Source organism: Allorhizobium sp. GW101-3B10, from assembly GCF_059424725.1.
This window is the reverse complement of record NZ_JBWKZR010000001.1, coordinates 3,074,704-3,089,973: the sequence shown is the minus strand read 5'-3', so window position 1 is coordinate 3,089,973 and position 15,270 is coordinate 3,074,704. Positions and strand designations below refer to the sequence as shown.

The 15,270-nt window shown below is 65.4% G+C and carries 10 protein-coding genes; 8 read left to right on the top strand and 2 right to left on the bottom strand.

Annotated elements, in window-relative coordinates:
- Window positions 1–36 precede the first annotated feature (36 nt).
- Complete coding sequence (locus tag AC07Y0_RS15425) at window positions 37–2,394, top strand: putative bifunctional diguanylate cyclase/phosphodiesterase (protein WP_498678625.1); 2,358 nt, start codon at window positions 37–39, stop codon at window positions 2,392–2,394.
- Here the strand turns inward: AC07Y0_RS15425 and AC07Y0_RS15420 are convergent.
- Window positions 2,367–2,909, bottom strand: coding sequence for a Pycsar system effector family protein (locus AC07Y0_RS15420; protein WP_498678624.1), 543 nt, complete (start codon window positions 2,907–2,909; stop codon window positions 2,367–2,369). The two genes, AC07Y0_RS15425 and AC07Y0_RS15420, sit on opposite strands and share 28 nt — an antisense overlap.
- A 114-nt stretch (window positions 2,910–3,023) precedes the next feature.
- On the opposite strand from AC07Y0_RS15420, the gene AC07Y0_RS15415 reads away from it, so the two are divergent.
- The 7 genes from AC07Y0_RS15415 to AC07Y0_RS15385 all read left to right on the top strand — a co-directional run bounded on the left by AC07Y0_RS15415 (window position 3,024) and on the right by AC07Y0_RS15385 (window position 13,923).
- Window positions 3,024–6,623 (top strand): FecR domain-containing protein, encoded by a 3,600-nt coding sequence (locus AC07Y0_RS15415; protein WP_498680252.1) that lies wholly within the window; start codon window positions 3,024–3,026, stop codon window positions 6,621–6,623.
- A complete protein-coding gene (locus tag AC07Y0_RS15410) occupies window positions 6,623–8,578 on the top strand; it encodes a CHASE2 domain-containing protein (protein ID WP_498678623.1) in 1,956 nt (651 codons plus the stop codon). Before AC07Y0_RS15415 ends, AC07Y0_RS15410 begins: the two co-directional genes overlap by 1 nt.
- A gap of 281 nt (window positions 8,579–8,859) precedes the next feature.
- Window positions 8,860–9,702 carry a metallophosphoesterase family protein gene (locus AC07Y0_RS15405; RefSeq protein ID WP_498678622.1) on the top strand — a complete coding sequence of 281 codons (843 nt, stop codon included), beginning with the start codon at window positions 8,860–8,862 and terminating at the stop codon, window positions 9,700–9,702.
- Window positions 9,699–10,868, top strand: a complete 1,170-nt coding sequence (locus AC07Y0_RS15400) for an ABC transporter ATP-binding protein (protein WP_498678621.1) — start codon at window positions 9,699–9,701, stop codon at window positions 10,866–10,868. Before AC07Y0_RS15405 ends, AC07Y0_RS15400 begins: the two co-directional genes overlap by 4 nt.
- Entirely contained in the window at window positions 10,861–11,796 is a 936-nt protein-coding gene (locus AC07Y0_RS15395) for a carbohydrate ABC transporter permease (protein WP_498678620.1), read from the top strand. Before AC07Y0_RS15400 ends, AC07Y0_RS15395 begins: the two co-directional genes overlap by 8 nt.
- On the top strand, window positions 11,796–12,632 hold the full coding sequence (locus tag AC07Y0_RS15390) for a carbohydrate ABC transporter permease (RefSeq protein WP_498680251.1): 837 nt from the start codon (window positions 11,796–11,798) through the stop codon (window positions 12,630–12,632). Before AC07Y0_RS15395 ends, AC07Y0_RS15390 begins: the two co-directional genes overlap by 1 nt.
- Window positions 12,633–12,657: 25 nt before the next feature.
- Window positions 12,658–13,923 carry an ABC transporter substrate-binding protein gene (locus AC07Y0_RS15385; protein ID WP_498678619.1) on the top strand — a complete coding sequence of 422 codons (1,266 nt, stop codon included), beginning with the start codon at window positions 12,658–12,660 and terminating at the stop codon, window positions 13,921–13,923.
- Between the two features lie 205 nt (window positions 13,924–14,128).
- Here the strand turns inward: AC07Y0_RS15385 and AC07Y0_RS15380 are convergent, their stop codons facing one another.
- Window positions 14,129–15,154: a LacI family DNA-binding transcriptional regulator gene (locus AC07Y0_RS15380; protein ID WP_498678618.1), complete on the bottom strand. Its 1,026-nt coding sequence runs from the start codon at window positions 15,152–15,154 to the stop codon at window positions 14,129–14,131.
- Window positions 15,155–15,270 lie beyond the last annotated feature (116 nt).

Below are 15,270 nucleotides of genomic sequence, written 5' to 3'. Positions count from 1 at the left end.
AGTCTAGCTGTCGACAGAACGCAGCGGGGGGCGACTATGACGCGAAAAAGGGCATCCAATCTTGCGGACGACGATGTTCGGCGCGAAAGTCTGCCCGTCGAGCCCTTCCGGCGCGCGCTCGAACGGCTTCAGCTGATGCAGTCCGATGGCTCGAGCCCGTACTGGCTCGAGGCCATGATCAACCAGATCCCCGATTACATCTACGCAAAGGACCTCGCCGGACGGTTCCTCTTCGCCAACCGCGCCGTGGTCGTGGACAACGGGCTGGAGACCGTCGCCGACCTGATCGGCCGGACGGACTTCGACCTCCACCCCTTGGAAGCAGCCACTGCGATCGACGCGGTCGAGCGGATGGTCATGGAGACCGGCCAGTCCGACCTCGGTATCGAAGAAAAGGCCCTGAACGGCGACGGGGACCGTTGGCTGATGATGTCCCGCCTGCCTTTGCGCGACAAGCACGGCAAGACGATCGGTGTCGTCGGAATGTCCCGTGACATTACGGCGCGCAAGAAGGCCGAGAGGCTCATCCAGGCCCAGTTGCGCCTGCTGGAACTCGTGGCGACCGGCATGCCGCTGCGCGACTTCCTGGCGCAACTCGTGCTGATGATCGAGGCGCAGCACCCCGGTTCGCGCGGTTCGGTCATGCTGCGCTCGCCAGGCAGCGATCATCTGGAACTTGCGGCGGCGCCCTCGCTGCCCCCTGCGTTCCGCGATCTCATGCGCAGATTGAAGATCGGCCCGCGGAGCGGCATTTCCGGAACGGCCGCCTGGCGGAAGGAGCGGGTGATCATCGAGGACGTCCACACCGATCCGCTCGCCGACGGCCTTCGTTTCCTGGTCGACGGGATGGGACTGAGATCCTGTTCTTCGACGCCGATTCTCTCCTATCATGGTGAGCTGCTCGGAACCTTCGCTCTCTTCGTCGACCGGCCAGGCTCTCCGGACGCGCAGCACAACGAACTGACCGCAATCGCCGTGCACCTCGCAGGCATCGCCATCGAGCGGCACCAGGCCGAGGAGCGCATCCGCTACATGGCCCGCCATGATGCGTTGACCGGCTTGCCGAACCGGCTGCTGCTGGATGCGGAATTCCCCGCCATGCTGGCCGAAGCGAAGGCGGCGGGGCGCGATGTCGGTGTGGCGTTTCTCGATATCGACAACTTCAAGGTCATCAATGACAGCCTCGGTCACGCCGTGGGCGATGAACTGCTGAAGCTCGTCGCCTCCCGCGTCACCGACATCATCGACGGGCAGGGCATGGCCGTGCGCGTCGGCGGCGACGAATTCATCGTCCTTCTGATAGGTCACGGCGCCGACAATCTCGTCTCGCGCTTCGAAGCCGTCCGCCGCGCGGTCGCGATGCCGATCACCCTTGGCGGGCTGACCTTTCAGGTGACCTGCAGCATGGGCATCGCCTGCTTTCCGCAGCATGGCGAAAATCCCTCGGATCTCGTGGCCAATGCCGACGCCGCGATGTATCGCGCCAAGGAAACCGGCCGGGACAGCCTTGAAATCTTCTCCGTTGAGATGGCGGAGAAGGCGCGAAAGAAGCTCGTCTTGATCGAGGAAATGCGCCGTGCGCTGGAGGAGGGGCAGTTCGTCCTCCACTTCCAGCCGCAGAAGAACCTGTTGACCGGCAAGGTTTTCGGCGCCGAGGCGCTCGTTCGCTGGAACCACCCGGTACGGGGTCTGGTGCCGCCCGGCGACTTCATCCCCCTGGCCGAGGAAACCGGACTGATCGTGCCGCTCGGCGACTGGATCCTCCGGGAGGCCTGCCGCCAGTGCAAGGTCTGGCAGGATGGCGGCCTGGAACCGGTCGTGGTCAGCGTCAACGTCTCGGCGCGGCAGTTCAAGGAGAAGGCCTGGGCCGTCCACGTCGCCGCCGCGCTCGAACAATGTGGCCTCGACCCGAGCTATCTCGAACTCGAGGTCACGGAGAGCCTGATCATGCAGGACCTCGCCGGCGCGCTCCAGCGCATGCGCGAGCTCAAGGCACTGGGCGTGAAACTGTCGATCGACGATTTCGGCACCGGCTATTCGAGCCTCAGCGCCCTCAAGAGCTTTCCCGTCTCGCAGCTCAAGATCGACCGTTCGTTCCTCGCCGACATCCCGGGAGATGTCGACAACATGGCAATTACCTCGGCCATCGTCTCCCTGGCGCAGAAGCTCGGCCTCGAGGTGATCGCCGAGGGCGTGGAGACCGAGGAACAGGCGCGGTTCCTGCTGGAAAGCGGTTGCGTGAACATCCAGGGCTATCTCGTCGGAAGACCGGTTCCCCCCGCCGATTTCCTCGGCTTTCTTCAGGGCGCCTACCCGCCGCGGCTCAGCGACGAGCCTGCCGGTATGCGAACCGCTGCGAAGCAGGATCAGCTGACGATCAGCAACAGAACGTAGATCAGCACCGTGGTGATCAGGCCGCGAAAGGCGAAGCCGACGAATCGGTACTTCTGACGGGCGATCAGGGACAGCACGTCCGCATTGCGCATGTATTCGTTGAACAGGTAGTTGATGTCTGCCTTCTCAGCGGCCTGCTCCAGAAGCGGCCGATGAATGGGCCAGGTACCCCAGAACAGGGACGAGGAGGTCTTGATGTGACGGGGAAGCACGACCAGCAGGGCCGATAGAATCGAGAATGTCGAGGCGAGCGCGAGCAGCGCCGAGAGCCCGTTGATGACCATGTCGCGTTCGAAATAGCGCGCCACCGTGAAGACGTTGCGGACTTCGCTCGATGTCACAAGGAACGCCAGCATGAAGGTGAAGATGTAGGCCGCCTTCTGGTCCGATATCTTCACCTGATCGTAGAAGACGTCGTTTATCTTCTTGACGTGATTGAAGTATTCCAGATTGACGTCGCCGATCGTGATCGGCGTCTCGATCAGTTCCGTCGTTGATGTGTCAAAGTCGCTCACGATTGCCGGGCTCCAGTTGTGGCGTGTATTCCTGTTAATACACCCCCCCTGAAAAGCAAGCTGCCGAGATGAAGATGCTTGACTCAACTTTTCGAAGTGGCCACTTGTGTGGGTATGTCGGGGGATTTCATCAAGATCAATGTGGCAGCGGTGACGCTGCTCTTGGGCGCGGGCGGGGCATTTGCACCCGCATCGGCGGAACCTGTCGCGCGCGAAGCGGATGCCGTCGCATCCGTCATTGCGCGCAAGACCGGCGAGGAAGTACGCTTCATCGACGTGTCGAACTGGCGCTTCGTCGACCTGCAGCAGGACCTTTTGACCGGCGACGTCTTGCGCACTAATGCGACCGGCCAGCTGGCAATTCTGTTTGCCGACCGCACGCAGATCCGCCTCGGGCGCAATTCCTCCCTGCGGGTCCGCCAGATGAAGCCCGGCAGCGACGCCGTGCTCGAACTGGAAGCCGGCACGATCTGGGCGCGCGCCGAACGCGGCGGTCCGGGCGTGGAGGTGGTGACCCCGGCGGCGACCGCGGCCATCCGCGGCACCGACTGGACGATGACGGTCAAGGGTGCCGAGACGTCGCTGACCGTGCTCGAAGGCCTGGTCGAACTCAGCAATCCGCAAGGCAGCGTGCAGGTGGCGCAAGGCGAGGCGGCGGCCGCGACGATCGGCCAGGCGCCGCGCAAGATCGTCATCGTCGATTCCGACGACCGCGAGCAGATGCTGTTCTATCTGGCGCCCCGCAACGCCTTCAACTTCATGCCGGCCTCGCCGCTGCCGGTCGCCGACATGCGGCGCGAAGCCGATCGCATTGCCGACCTTCCCGCCGAAGAGAGGAGCACCGCGGACCTGCTGGTTCTGGCCGAAGTGCAGCTTTCGCTGGAGGGCCGCGAGGATGCCAAGCAGACGCTGGCAATGCTTCGTGCCCGGAAATTGTCGCCGGGCGAGCGGGCGCGTGCCGACCTGATCGAGGCGATCATCGCCGCCGCCGAGCTGCGTTATGAGGAGGCCGACAGGCTTTTCAGCGCTGCCGGTACCCATCTCGATGGGCGCCGCCGCGAAATCGCGACTTACGGCCGCTACTACGCCCGGTCGCTGGCCAATCCGAACCGGCTGGAGCCTTTGCCGCGCCGGACGTCGAGCCCCTATGGGGCGCTGCTGGAGGCTTATGCCGCCGGCTTCCTCAAGGATATCCGTGCGGCGATCGACGTCATAAAGGCGACCGAGCGGCGCTATCCGAACGATTCGGCACTTCCCGCCTATCGTGCCCAGCTGGCACTGCTGCTCAACGACCGGGAACAGGTCCGCGAGGCGATCGACAAGTCGCTCGCGCTCGATCCGTCGGAGCCGACCGCCCTGGAGGCGCGGGCGCACTATCGCGCCGGCGTCGAAAGTGATCTCGACGGCGCGCTTTCCGATCTGGAGGCCGCCCTGAAGGTCGCACCCGGTTCGACCAGCATCTGGAACTCGATCGGCAATGTCCATTCGGCGCGCGGCGACATGCGGGCCGCCGAGGCGGCGCTGAAGAAGGCGATCGCGCTCGATCCCATCGATCCGGTTTCGCATGGCAATCTCGCCATTCTCTATCTCGACCAGTCGCGCGTCGAAGAGGCGAAGCGCGAAATCGACCTGGCGCTCGCCGCCGACCCGACCTTCGACGTCGCGCTCGTGGCGCGCGGCCGCTATCACATGCAGACCGGCGAACTGGACAAGGCGGTCGACGACCTGCTGGCCGGCACCGTGTCCAACCCCTCCTATGCCCAGGGGCAGGTTCTGCTCGCCGCCGCGCATTACGAAAAGGGCGACCGCGTTCCGTCCGATCAGGCGCTCGACAATGCCGACCGGCTGGACGACAACGACCCGGTCATTTCGTCGTTCCGCACGGCGGTCGCCATCGACGACTATGATTCCGAAGGCGCAATCCGCAACGCGCAGGAGTTCCTGCGGCGCGCCAAGGCTCGCGGCGGCCATTTCGGCTCGCTGAGCGCCAACCAGGATGCCGGCTCGACCCTCAACAATGCCTTCCGGCTGCAGGGCCTGAACGCCTGGGGCGAGTATTACGGCGATGCGGTCTTCGACCCCTTCGCCGGCAGCGGTTATGTCGACCAGACGGTGCGCGGCAGCGTCAATCCCTTTGCCAACAGCTATGCCCATGGCGGCAATGTCGTCACGAACGGGCAGAACAGCCTGAGCTACTCGTCCTTCATCCAGGGCCTGCTGCTCGATCCGCACATGCTGTCCGGCCGGTCCCGCTCGGCAAACCTGATCCGTCGCCCCTTCTTCGAGGGATCGCTCGGCGGCGGTTTCACGCAGGCCAATGGCGACACCGGCTATGTGGCGGAAGGCGAGGTTCAGAGCTTCAGCAATCTGCCTTTCCCGATCAGCTTTTACGGCAATGTCGAGTGGGAGACGGATTTCGACCAGCGCCCGAGCACCTTGTTTGGCTTCCCCGCGGACCTCGATACCGAGGGGCGCCTGTTGCGGGGCAACGGCTATCTGACCGCCAGCCCCAGCCCCAATGACAGGTTCGTTGCCTACGCCAATCATTCTGGCTCGGATTCCGACCTCTATGCCTCCATCTTTGGTTTTCCGGTTGCGAGCGTGAAGGAAACCTCGGAGCAGACGAATGTCGGCGTGGGGTGGAGTCACACGATCGGCTTCGAGAACGTGATCAACGCTGCCGTGTTTTACAGCGCCCAGGACGCGGACAGTTTCAACACCTTCACCGGGATCACCGCGAAATCGTCCCAGGAGACTTATGTCGCCGCTGTCAGCCACTCGATCGGGATGGACGATCTCACATGGCGCTACGGCGTCGAGGGCGGCTGGATCGATACCCGCGCACAGGCTTGGAGCGGTGGAGCGCCGGCGGTACCCGATCCCGACGAGGAAGCCACCTACGGCCGCGTCTATGTCGATCTGCTGCACGAGATCACGCCGGACCTGAAGGCCGAGTATGCGCTGTTCGGCACCTTCCTCGACGGTGACGACGACGATGTGGCGCGGCTCGAGCCGCGCGTCGGCATCGCCTGGGCGCCGTCTGACCAGCACTGGCTGCGCGCCGCCTATTCCCGCCAGAGCCTTTCCGTCAACACCCCGACGCTCTCGCCGGTCGGCGTGCTCGGCCTGCAGCCGAACGAGATTTCCACCGGGCTCGACGGCTATGTCGACACGGTCGCCCTGCGCTGGGATGCGGAGTGGACACAGGACTTCTTCACCTCGGCCGAGTTCCAGCATCAGGACATCGAGGAGCCGCGGATCGCCATTCCGTTTTCGGCCGCACCGTTCTCGGCCTCCGAAGGTCGGATCGATCGCGGCAGCGTGACCGCGAACCTGCTCCTCGGCCACGGTTTCGGCCTGTCCTCGACGATCGCCTATGCCACGTCGGAGAACGAGGACCCGTCGTCGGCGACCTATGGCGGTCCGCTGCCCTTCGTGCCCGACTGGGCGGGGCAGGTGGCGCTGACCTGGGTCAACGAGGCCAATGTCTCGGCGACGCTCGCCGCCAACTATGTCGGCGAACGCGACAGCGACACGGGCGATGCACTCGACGACTATTGGACGCTCGACGCCAACCTCACCTGGGAGCCGTTCGACAAGCGTTTCGCGCTCGAACTCGCGGCCTTTAACCTTCTCGACCAGGACTTCGAGGTGAACACGAATACGCCGGGCTGGGGTCCGACCTTCACCGGCTCGGTGAAAGTCCGCTTCTGATGGCCACACCGCTGCCGTCGAGCCTGAGCTCAGCGCCGAAGCTGGCAAGCCGGCGGATGCGGCTGCTCCTGCTCGCCGTCGTGGTGTTCCTGGCGGCAACGGCTCTCGCCCGGCTGCCCGCCTGGTCGCTGATCGACTACCGCGCCTTCGACTACCTGTCGACGCTGTGGCACACGCCGCTGCCGGACGACGGGCCGGTGATCGTGGCGATCGACGAGCCGTCCTTTGCCGACATCAATCTGCAATGGCCCTGGCCGCGCAGCCTGCATGCCCGACTGGTGAATGCCCTGCGGGATGCCGGCGCCAGGGTGATCGCCCTCGACGTGATTTTTTCCGAGCCGACGACGGCCGAGGAGGACCAGGCCCTGGCGGCAGCGCTCGGACCCGACGTGGTGCTGGCCGGAGACGAGACCCTGATTTCCTCCGCCCAAGCCGACCAGTTCGTCCGCACGCTGCCGCTTGCCCAGTTCACCGACACCGGCGCACGCGCCGGCATCGCCTCGATCAGCCTCGGCGGCGACGGCACGATCCGCACCCTGCCGGAACTCGACGACAGCTTTGCCGCCCGGATCGCCGAGGCCGCAGGCTTGCCGGCGACCCTGCCGGCCGGCGGCACGCTGATGCAGACCTTTGGCGGGCCGAGAACCTATCCCACCGTGTCCTATTATCAGGCGCTCGATCCGACGAACCTTTTGCCTCCGGACACCTTTCGCAACCGCGTCGTGATCGTCGGTCTCAGCCTGCAGAATGCGCCGTCCGTCGCCGCCGGCGGGGCCGACGCCTTTGCCACGTCCTACACCGTGCGCACCGGCCGCCTCGTGGCGGGGGCGGAAATCCATGCGACGATCTTCGACAATCTGCGGACGGCAAACGGAGTTGCCGAAGCGACGCCGCTGCTCAAAGGCGCATTCGTCCTGCTCGCCGTTCTGCTGGGCGTCCTGCTCGTCTGGCGCGGCACCGGATGGCCGGCGGCCTTCGGCGGTGCGGTCTATATCCTCGCCATGGTTGCGGCCAGCTATGTGGCCTTGCGTTTCGGCCGGACATTCGCCTCCCCGATCGCGCCATCCGTGGCCTTCGCGGCGATCGGCATTGCGCAGGCGACGCTCGACTATGCCGCGGAGAGACGCGGTCGCCGCGAGATCATGCGGGCTTTCGGGCAGTACTTGTCGCCCGACCTGGTGACGCGGCTGGCGGAAGACCCCGGGCAGCTGAAGCTCGGCGGGGAGAAGCGCACCTTGTCCGTCCTGTTCTGCGACGTGCGCGGCTTCACCACGATCGCCGAGGGGCTGAAGGACGATCCCGAACACCTGACCCAGCTGATCAACCGGCTGCTGACGCCGCTGTCGGAGGTCGTCCTGTCGCACGGAGGCACGATCGACAAGTATATCGGCGACTGCATCATGGCCTTCTGGAACGCCCCTTTGGAAGACGCCGAACATGCGCCGCATGCCGTCTCCGCCGGTCTCGCCATGCTCGCCGCCATCGATGCGCTGAACCTCGAACTGGAAGCCGAAGCAAAGGCCGCGGGCGCGCCCTTCATGCCGCTGCGCATCGGCATCGGCATCAATACGGGCGACTGCGTCGTCGGCAATATGGGCTCGACGCGGCGCTTCGATTATTCGGCCCTCGGCGATGCGGTCAACCTCGCCTCGCGGCTGGAGGGGGCCTCGAAACAGTTCGGCGTCCCGTTGCTGCTCGGGGAGGCGACGGCCGGGCTGGTGGCTGACCGTTTCCCGGTCCTCGAACTCGACCGCATCACCGTCAAGGGCCGCAGCGCGGGAACCGCCGTCGCCACCGTCGTGCCGGGGGTCAGCGAGTCGGCACTCGCCCTGCACCGCCAGTTCGTCGCGGCCTTCTATGCCGGGAACAGGGAAGAATGCCGGCAGCTTGCCGAGGCTCTGACCGCCGAAATCCCGGCGCTCAAGGACTACTACCGGCAGAACGCCGGTCACTGAGCGAAGCCGAGCCGCGCCCCGCGACCGTTCAAACGACACCTCCTCACGAACAATCAGTGCTGGACTTAAACAGTCTGCGAGCGACTGCGGCCGCGCTTTCGCGCCGCCGTCGGACGCAGGACCCGCGCCGTGCCGCCCTTCCTGACGGATTGATGACGAAATTGGAAGAACGCTGAAAGACCGCTCAAGCGGCTGACACGCTCACCCCCTAAACACATCGCCGAGAGCGCCGGGCCTGCCCGCCATCCCGCGCCGATCCTGTGCTTAGAAGGTGCCAGCCCATGAAAATCGTCCAGATCAGCGACACGCATTTCAGTCCGTCCAAGCCGCACTTCAACGGCAACTGGGAGCCCATCCGCCGCTGGATCGAGGAGGTCAAGCCGGATCTCGTCGTGCATACCGGCGACCTCACCATCGACGGCGCCGACCAGGAGGACGACATCGTCTTCTCCATGGCGCTGCTCGGCGAACTTGACGTGCCGGTGCTCGTCGTTCCCGGCAACCACGATGTCGGCCACATGCCCGGCTCGCACCAGCCGATCGACGATGCCCGGCTCGAGCGCTGGCGCCGCCTTGCCGGTCCCGACCGTTTCGCCAAGGACATCGGCAACTGGCGGATGATCGGCCTCAACAGCCTGCTCGTCGGCTCGGGCCACGCGGAAGAACAGGCGCAGTTCGACTGGCTCGTCGAGACGCTGGAAGGCCGCGAGGGCCGCCGCGTGGCGATCTTCGCCCACAAGCCGCTGTTCGTCGACGATCCGGCCGAGGGCGATACCGGCTATTGGGGTGCCCGTCCCGCCGAACGCCAGCGCCTGTTCGACCTCATCGCCGCCCATGACGTGGCGCTCTATGCCAGCGGCCATCTGCACTGGAGCTGGCAGGGCGAGATGGGTGCCACCCAGCTGCTCTGGGCGCCGCCGACCTCCTTCATCATCGACAAGCTGGAGCGCGAAATGCCGGGCGAGCGCCTCGTCGGCGGCGTGATCCATCACTTGGAAGACGACGTGACGAGCGAGATCGTCGCGGTCTCCGGCATGATCGCCCATGTGCTCGACGAGGTGATCGACGAGGTCTATCCGCGCGCCAGCACTACCGCTGCTGCTCCGGTGGAGGCGGCCGAATGAGCGCGTTCAGCCTTCGCGACATCAACAAGTCCTATGGCGGCAACAGCATCCTGAAGGGTGTGAGCCTCGAGGCCGAGGCCGGCGAGTTCATCGCGCTGGTCGGGCCGTCCGGTTGCGGCAAGAGCACGCTTCTGCGCATCGTCGCCGGCCTCGACCACGCCGATCGCGGCGAGATCGTCATCGGCGGCGAGGACGTGTCGGCAAGGGCGGCGGGCGATCGCAACATTGCGATGGTGTTCCAGTCCTACGCGCTCTACCCGCATCTGACCGCCGGCCAGAACATCGCCGTTCCGCTCGCCATGCGGCGCCTGTCGACCGCCGGACGCCTGCCGCTGATCGGCACCATGCTGTCCGGCCAGCGGCAGATCCGCGCCGACATCCAGCGCCAGGTGCAGGACATGGCGGTTTCCCTGAAGATCGACCATCTGCTCGACCGCAAACCGGGGCAGATGTCGGGTGGCCAGCGCCAGCGCGTGGCGCTCGCCCGCGCCATGGTGCGCCATCCGAGCGTCTTCCTGATGGACGAGCCGCTGTCGAACCTCGATGCCAACCTGCGCGTCCACGCGCGCGGCGAGATCGTCGAACTGCACCGCAAGGCCGGCGTGCCGACGCTCTACGTGACCCATGACCAGTCGGAGGCGCTTTCCATGGCTGACCGCGTCGCGGTGATGATCGGCGGGCGCCTGCTGCAGCTCGACAGCCCGCGTATGATCTATGACGACCCGGCGCATATCGAGGTCGCCCGCTTCCTCGGCCAGCCGCGCATCAACATTCTTCCGACCGTTATCGACGGAAACGGCTTCGTCCAGGTCGGCGGCATCCGCCTGGCGACCCGCAGCGACCTCAAGCCTGGCTCGCCCGTGACGGTCGCCTTCCGTCCGGAATTCGTGCGCCTCGGACCCGCCGGCGAGGGCAACCTGCCGGCCCGTGTCGAGCGGTTGGAGTTCCTCGGTTCCGAAGTGGTGGTCTTCACCAAGCTCGCGGCGATGGACGGCATCGTGGTGGCCAAGATCCCACCCGCCGAGGCCATCGGTCTTGCCGCCGGCCAGCGCATCGATCTGAGGCTCGATCCCGACGCCATCCTGCTGTTCGACGACCACGGCGACCGGCTTCCCGCCAGCATCGCCATGGTCTCGGCCGAGCGTTCGGAGGTGCTGCATGGCTAGTCTTGCCCTCGATGCAGGCCGGCCGTCGCTCGTTCGCTCCGCCGCGGACGCCGCGAAGCGGCGCGAGGCCCGTATCGCCATCCTGCTCTCCGCTCCGGCCCTGCTGCTGCTTTTCCTCTTCATCATCCTGCCGACGATCGCCGTGATCTTTCTCGGCTTCACCGATTTCGAGCTTGGCTATGCCAGCTTCAATTTCGTCGGTTTCGAGAACTATGCCGAACTGCTGAACGACCGTACCTTCAAAAGATCGCTGTGGAACACCACGGTCTATGCGGCCATCGTCGCGCCGACCTCGATGGCGCTCGGGCTCGGCATCGCGCTGCTGATCGAATCCGAAGGCTGGGGCAAGAGCCTGTTCCGCACCGCCTATTTCCTGCCCGTCGCCTCGCTGCTCGTGGCCATGGCGACGGTGTGGCAATATCTCTTCCACCCGACCATCGGACCGATCAACGCCGCGCTCGGCCTGATCGGCATCGACGGCCCGAACTGGCTCGGCGCATCGAGCACGGTGATGACCAGCCTGTCGATCATCGGCATCTGGCAGGCGACCGGCTTCAACATGGTGCTCTTCCTCGCCGGCCTCTCGGCCATCCCCCGCGAGCTTTACCAGGCGGCGGAAGTCGACGGTGCGCGCTCGGCGCTCTCCCGCTTCCGCCTCGTCACCTGGCCCATGCTCGGACCCACCACGCTGTTCGTCACCACGATCAGCATCATCAATTCGGTCAAGGTGTTCGAGACCGTCAAGACGCTGACCGAAGGCGGTCCGAACAAGGCGTCGGAAGTGCTGCTCTTCACCATCTACCAGGAAGGCTTCGTCTTCCTGCGCGTCGGCTACGCCTCGGCGATGACCGTCATCTTCCTGGCGATCCTGGTGTCGCTGATGTTTCTCCAATACCGCGTCATGGACCGGAAGGTGCACTACGCATGATGATGACCGATCGTTTCACGCCCGGCCGCGCCCTGCGCCTTGCCCTCCTTACGCTCGGGGCCATCGTCTTCCTCGCGCCTTACATCTTCATGATCTCGACCGCCGGCAAGGCGCAGAGCGAGATCTTCTCCTCCTCGCTGAACCTCATCCCGCAGACCTGGTCCTATGCGGAGAACTTCGCCAAGGCCTTTGGCCGGGTGTCCATGGGCGGTCTGCTCTTGAACGGGGTGATCGTCTGCGGCCTGATCCTCGCCGTCCAGGTTCTGGTGGCGATCCCTTGCGCCTATGCCATGGCCAAGCTGTCCTTCGGTGCGGCCCGCCTGATGATGGCGCTGGTCATGCTCGGCCTGCTCGTGCCGATCCATGCGACGGCCCTGCCGCTCTACGTCGCCTTCGACCGGCTGTCGGTGCTCAACAGCTATTTCGCCCTGGTTGCGCCCTTCTCGATCTCGGTCTTTGCGATCTTCCTCTTCCTGCAGTTCTTCCGCGGCATTCCCGACGATCTCATCCATGCGGCCCGCCTCGACGGCATGTCCGAGGCCGGCATCGTCGCGCGGGTCGTGGTGCCGAATGCCTGGCCGGCGATCACCGCCTTTGCGATCTTCTCGGTCGTCGCCCACTGGAACGACCTGTTCTGGCCGCTGATCGTCGTCACCAACCAGGCCTATGCCACGCCGCCGCTCGGGCTCCTCTACTTCCGCGCAGCGGAAGCCGGCGACGACTACGGCGCGCTGATGGCGGCCACCCTCATCATCACCCTTCCCCTCGTGCTTGCCTTCCTGCTCGCGCAGAAGCGCTTCGTCGAGGGTATCACCATGACCGGTCTGAAAGGCTGATCGGTCGCAACCAAGGAGACCTGCGATGACCTATCTCAAGAAGGCGCTCGCCGCGGCAGCGGTGACGCTGTCCGTGAGCATGCCTGCCCATGCCGAGACCACGCTCAACGTGCATTATCCGATGCCGGGCTTCTTCAAGGACGTGATGGACACGATCTCGAAGAAGTTCATGGAAGAAAACCCGGACATCAAGATCACCTTCGCCAACCCCTCGGCGACCTATGAGGAAGGCATCCAGACCATCATGCGCCAGGCCGGCACGGCCGAAATGCCGGATGTCACCTTCATCGGCCTCAACCGCCTGCGCATGGTCAACGAGCGCGACATCCCCGTCGACCTCGCTCCCTTCATGGCCAAGGACGGCAACATGGCCGAGCAGGGCTTCTCGGAGAACATCCTGAAGCTCGCCCAGGTCAAGGGCAAGCAGGTCGGCCTCGCCTTCGCCACCTCCAACCCGATCATGTATTACAACGCCGATCTGGTGCGCAAAGCCGGCGGCGATCCGGACCAGCCGCCGAAGACCTGGGACGAGGTGATCGCGCTGTCGTCCAAGATCAAGGCGCTCGGCGACGGCAATGAAGGCATCGACTTCCGCTGGCAGGGCGACGACTGGATGTTCTCTGCGCTGCTGTTCGGCGCCGGCGGCCAGATGCTGAACGACGACGAGACTGGCGTGGCATTCAACGGTCCGGAAGGTCAGAAGGCCTTCGAACTGGTCGACCGCATGGTCAAGGAAGGCGGCCTTCCAGTGTTCACCAAGCAGGCCGGCGAACAGGCCTTCGTCGCCGGCAAGGTCGGCTTTGCCTTCATGACCACCGGGGCTCTGCGCAACACCATCAAGAATGTCGGCGACAAGTTCGACCTGCGCACCGGCCATATCCCGCTGATCGATCCGGCCAACGGCAAGCTGCCGACCGGCGGTAACGCCGCCGTCATGCTGACCCGTGACGCCGACAAGCAGGAAGCCGCCTGGAAGTTCATCAAGTTCGCCGCCGGCCCGTTCGGCGCTTCGGTCGTGGTTCCCGGCACCGGCTACGTGCCGAACAACGAACTCGCCGCCCAGTCGCCGGACTATCTCGGCAACTTCTACAAGGAGAACCCGCTGTTCCGCGCCGGCCTCGAGCAGATGCCGCTGATGCAGCCCTGGTACGCCTTCCCCGGCTCGAATGGCGTGAAGGTCACCCAGACGATCGTCGAGAACCTGTCGCGCGTGGTCGAACAGTCGGCCGAGCCGAAGGAAGCCCTCGACGACGCAGCCGCCGAAGTCGAAGCCCTGCTGCCGCGCAGCTGAGCCCGGCGCTTCGTCACGGACGACCCGAACAAGGACGCGCCGCCCGCCTGAGCGGCGCGTCACACCGCTCACAAGCGCATGCCGGCGTTTCACAATGCCACGGCGGAATTAACGGCGCAGGCCCCGGGATTCCCTCTTCTCCCCAGCGGGGCGATGAGGGGGGCGAAGCCACCACATTCGCCGCGCGAGCCCCCCTCATCCGGCGCTATGCGCCACCTTCTCCCCGCCGGGGAGAAGAGGAACGGCCATCGATCCGCCGCACGGTGCCTCCGGCGTTCAGCTTGTAGCCAAGCGTGAGATGGCGGGGCGTTGCCGAGTTTTCGGCGATGTCGAGCAGAAGCGAGGCTGCGGTTGCGCCCATGCTGGCATCGGCCATCTCGATCGTCGTCAGGGGCGGATGCACCAGCCGGCCGATGGCGATGCCGTCGAAGCCGGCGACCGACACGTCGCCGGGAACCGAAAGCCCCTCGCGGCGAAGGGCGCTGATGACGCCCAGGGCCAGTAGGTCGTTCGAGGCGATGATTGCGGTCGGGCGGTGAAGCGACATCGCCTGGGCCAGGTCGAGGTCGTCATAGCCGGTGGTAAAGGAGATCTGCAGGGCTTCGTTGATCGGCAGCCCGCCCGCCTCCATCGCCTCGCGATAACCCTCATAGCGCAGCCGGGCGCGGTCGGAACTCTCGAAGCGGCCCGAGACGAACAGGATCTGCCGATGGCCGTGTTCGACCAGATGCGTGGTGATCTCGCGCCCGGCAAGCCGGTTGTCGGTGGTCACTGCGGCGGGAAAGCGCGAGGTCGGCAGGTTGTTGAGCAGCACGGTCGGCGGCAGGAAGGCCGGCAGGGTCGACTGGCTCTTCAGCGGGTCGCAGACGGTGAGGATGAGGCCCGTCGGCTTCTCCGCCAGCAGGTAATCGACGGCATCGGCCTCGCGCGACGGGTCGTAGTCGGACTGGGCGATCAGAACGCCGTGCCCCGACACCCGCATGCGGTTCTGGATGCCGGACAGCGAAGCGGCGAAGACGGGATTGGTGATGCTGGGAATGAGCACGCCGATCACCGGCCGGCGGCGTCCCGGCGGGAGGCTTCGTTCGATCCGGTGATAGCCGAGATCGGAGGCCGCCTTGCGCACGCGCCGCACCATGCCCTCGCTGACCGGTCCGCTGCGGTTGAGCACGCGGCTGACCGTGGCCATCGAGCATCCCGCTCGCGATGCGATTTCCTCGAGTGTCGACATTCTTGCGCTCGCTAAGTCATTGCGAAAGTCAGGCGGGAAGGCGGTTCGTTCGTCACGGCAGGCGACAAAGGCTCAGTCGCATATCCCGAAACGCCACTGGCCGCCGCGGAGAACAC

Excerpts from the sequence above, each read along its gene's own strand:
- AC07Y0_RS15425 (WP_498678625.1), top strand. The coding sequence starts at position 37 with ATGACGCGAAAAAGGGCATCCAATCTTGCGGACGACGATGTTCGGCGC.
- AC07Y0_RS15415 (WP_498680252.1), top strand. The coding sequence starts at position 3,024 with ATGTCGGGGGATTTCATCAAGATCAATGTGGCAGCGGTGACGCTGCTC.
- AC07Y0_RS15410 (WP_498678623.1), top strand. The coding sequence starts at position 6,623 with ATGGCCACACCGCTGCCGTCGAGCCTGAGCTCAGCGCCGAAGCTGGCA.
- AC07Y0_RS15405 (WP_498678622.1), top strand. The coding sequence starts at position 8,860 with ATGAAAATCGTCCAGATCAGCGACACGCATTTCAGTCCGTCCAAGCCG.
- AC07Y0_RS15400 (WP_498678621.1), top strand. The coding sequence starts at position 9,699 with ATGAGCGCGTTCAGCCTTCGCGACATCAACAAGTCCTATGGCGGCAAC.
- AC07Y0_RS15395 (WP_498678620.1), top strand. The coding sequence starts at position 10,861 with ATGGCTAGTCTTGCCCTCGATGCAGGCCGGCCGTCGCTCGTTCGCTCC.
- AC07Y0_RS15390 (WP_498680251.1), top strand. The coding sequence starts at position 11,796 with ATGATGACCGATCGTTTCACGCCCGGCCGCGCCCTGCGCCTTGCCCTC.
- AC07Y0_RS15385 (WP_498678619.1), top strand. The coding sequence starts at position 12,658 with ATGACCTATCTCAAGAAGGCGCTCGCCGCGGCAGCGGTGACGCTGTCC.
- AC07Y0_RS15380 (WP_498678618.1), bottom strand. The coding sequence starts at position 15,154 with ATGTCGACACTCGAGGAAATCGCATCGCGAGCGGGATGCTCGATGGCC.